This window comes from Polaribacter sp. IC073, assembly GCF_007997075.1.
In the GTDB taxonomy this organism is placed as follows: domain Bacteria; phylum Bacteroidota; class Bacteroidia; order Flavobacteriales; family Flavobacteriaceae; genus Polaribacter.
The window spans coordinates 1-3,127 of the sequence record NZ_VORS01000022.1 but is presented as its reverse complement, the minus strand read 5'-3'; the positions used below and the strand labels follow the sequence as shown (position 1 = coordinate 3,127).

Sequence of the window (3,127 nt, the reverse complement as noted above, 5' to 3'; positions counted from 1 at the left end):
TTGTAATAAGCTTTTAAAACAGGCATTTGCAATCGCCAAATCTGGGTTAATATATGACGATACTTTCAGAAGTGTGTTGGTGAAAAATTAAGTGAATTTTACTTGTTTTTTACCACAGTACTTTGTTGCAAGTAGTTTTTCTTTTTTCATAATTTTGATTTTCTTTTCTCCGATTTCTTCATTTTGTCACACTTTTACAGACTTTAAAATCTCGTATTTTCTCAATTTCTCATTTATTGAAATTTTTTCTTATTTATCGAACGAGTGAAAATTCCGAATGTTGCTAAATTCCGCAATTTTGGAAATATAGTTCAGATTTTTCGTACGAGTAAAAAATCGGCAAAATTGCTCAATTCCGAATGTTGCTCAATTCCATAATATTGAAAGTTCCGCATTTTGAAAAAATTCCGATTAGCGAGAGAGTGTTCCATATTTTTCTTTTTTCGAACTTTTAGAAACACAAATTTGAAGAGTTTCAAACTGCAATTTTATTCGGTTTTTAGGAATTCGTTTTTAATTACTTGCAACGTTGTTGTGTAAGAAAAGTTGCGTGTTTTAAGCAATAAAGTTACTAAATAAAACACAAACCAAGAAAATCCGCGAGGATTTTCGTAAGTAGGCTAAAACCAGCAATTTTTTTTACACGGTGTTACCAAAAGTTTTTTCTTTTCAGTTTCTCTTAATATTTTCCATTTATTTTTTCCCATTCAACCACAAGTTGAGATTCAATTAAATCTTTAACAACACTTTCTCTCGAAATTTTATTATTATTTGCGCAACTTCTATCTAAACATCCTCCAATCCAGTTCATTTTGAATTCCTGCCCATTGTGATTTTTGCAAAAAGCTGTCAAATTTGCTATAATTGGTTGTTTTGTATAAGAACTAATATATGTGTTAAATCGATAAACAACATTAGTTTGATCGTCATTAATTTTATACCATTGCTCACAGAAATGTTTAGCCTTTTGTTCCGTTTTATTAAGTTTCTTTTCCTTTTTTGAGAAAACCTTTTGTAATAAAAGTTGAATTATAAACATAAAAATTAATGCAATAAATGCATAACCTATTTTTGTTTTGAAATTCCAAATATACTTGAATGAATCGATTGGATTCATATCTGTTATTAATGAGTAAATTATAGCTGAAATAAATCCAATTATTCCAATAATTCCAGCTGATATAACTTTACTCCAAACTGGTGATGTCCATATTTTTTCAAACATTTTTTATAGCTTTATTTTTTTAGTTAAGTACAAAATTAGTCTTTCCATAAACGATTCTATGTATAATTTCAATTTTCTCTATTTTAATCTTAAAGTTTTATTTATTTTATGATTTCGAAAAAATTCCAATTTTGTGCGTTTGTTTAACAACTTTAATTTTTCCGTTATTTTTAAATAGCTATTTCAATTCAGATTTGAGTGAGTGAGTAATTTTTGGTAACGTTGTTGTTTATGGAAAGTTGCGTTTTTGTGTGCGAGGATTTTCCGAAGGAAAATTGAAGTACATAAAAATGCAACTGACTTTGGTTAAGAACTAATTTAGCAATTTTTTATACACGGTGTTGGCATTTCGTAGTTTTTTTTTCAGTTTATAATTCAGTTTTATTTTTCTCTACTATTTTCAAAATTCAACTTTTGAGTGATTATTCCGCCAAATTTTTAATTCAGAGTTTGAGTAAATTCTATAATTCTGATTTCCCGCATTTTGCTCAATTCCGCAAACTTTCTAAATTCAGATTTTGAGTAAGAATTCCGCCAAATTGATTTTCAGAGTTTGAGTAAATTACACATTTTATAAATTCAAATTTTGCTCAATTTTCGCAAAATTTTCCGAGCGAGAGAGTGTTCAATATTTTTCAGTTTTTTTCTTTAAAAATCAAGATTTTTTAAACTTAAATTCCATTTTAAGAATTCGAGTGATCTATGAATGCCAACGTGTTTGTATATGGTTTGTTGCGTGGTTTAAGCAACTAATTTAGTAAATAATTACCGACCAAGAAAGTCCGCGAGGACTTTCGTAAGTAGGCGAGAAGCCAGCAATAAATTATATACGGTGTTGCCATTAGTTATTTTTTAGTTACTTGTTTAATACTTTCTTCTATTATTTGTTTCTCATTGATTTTTGTTAAATCCCAAACAAAATTAGAGTTATTTTTTCCGAAATCAGTTGTATGATGATAATTACTCATAAAAGATTCCATTTTATTCTTATGCATTCTATGAGTTGAAGCAATTTTTAGTTCAAGATGTTTGTCAACTGCTTCTGGTTTAAATACAATATTTTGTCCTTGATATTCCGATTTTACGCTTGGGAATGTAATTCCATCTATTCCGTATTCGTTTAGAAGTAAATCTGAATAAGCAACAGAAATTTTATAATCGTGATGAGAATTAGTCTTTCGAGAAAATTCATTACTAAAAAGTTGAAGTTGTCGAAGAGCTATTTCTCTATGTTCACTTTGATTCAGTTGTTTAAATTGATTTTCAAAAGAATGTCTGGTGTCAGGATTACTTTTTAATGCATCATCGCTAAATACTATTTCGGCTATAATTAATTCATTTTTAACTTCCCACCTTGTCACAGTGAACAGTTCTCCATTTAAATTTACAGATTCTTTATCGTGAATCATTTCGGAAGTTTCTAAATAACCTGTCAGTCTATTATGTTCAATTTGAGTACTTCGAAGTGCTCCATAAAATAAAGGTTCTTTAGGTCTATTTGCACGTCCAAATTCCGTTAGATAATTGTCTATTACAAATTGGTCTTTGACATATGAAATTTCCGATTGTGATTTGAAAAAGTCAGTTTTCTTATTCAGCCTAACTCTGTCTATAAATTCTCCCTTTTTCAATTTAGCAGTTGTAACAGGAATAAATTTAATTGATTCTCGAATTAATGTTTTGATATCTTCATATTCAATTTTTTCAAGTTTATCTCGATAAGAAATTAATTCGTTTAATGCTTTCTCTTGTTCGGTCATTTTTTAATTAATGGCAACGAGTACCTATATGAAAAGTAGCGTTTTAAAGCTTTCTCATTTTTAGGTATTCTATTAGTTTTTAAAAATAAATAAATTTTTTAGATAAAAAGTGAAATAGCTATTTTTTATATGGGCTGTTGTG

Annotated in this window: 2 protein-coding genes; both read right to left on the bottom strand. The window is 28.3% G+C overall.

The features are described from left to right. Positions 1-679: 679 nt before the first annotated feature. On the bottom strand, positions 680-1,225 hold the full coding sequence (locus ES045_RS16125) for a hypothetical protein (RefSeq protein ID WP_147117300.1): 546 nt from the start codon (positions 1,223-1,225) through the stop codon (positions 680-682). 845 nt (positions 1,226-2,070) lie between these two features. Beyond that, positions 2,071-2,985, bottom strand: coding sequence for a hypothetical protein (locus ES045_RS16120; RefSeq protein ID WP_147117299.1), 915 nt, complete (start codon positions 2,983-2,985; stop codon positions 2,071-2,073). Between the last annotated feature and the right edge of the window lie 142 nt (positions 2,986-3,127).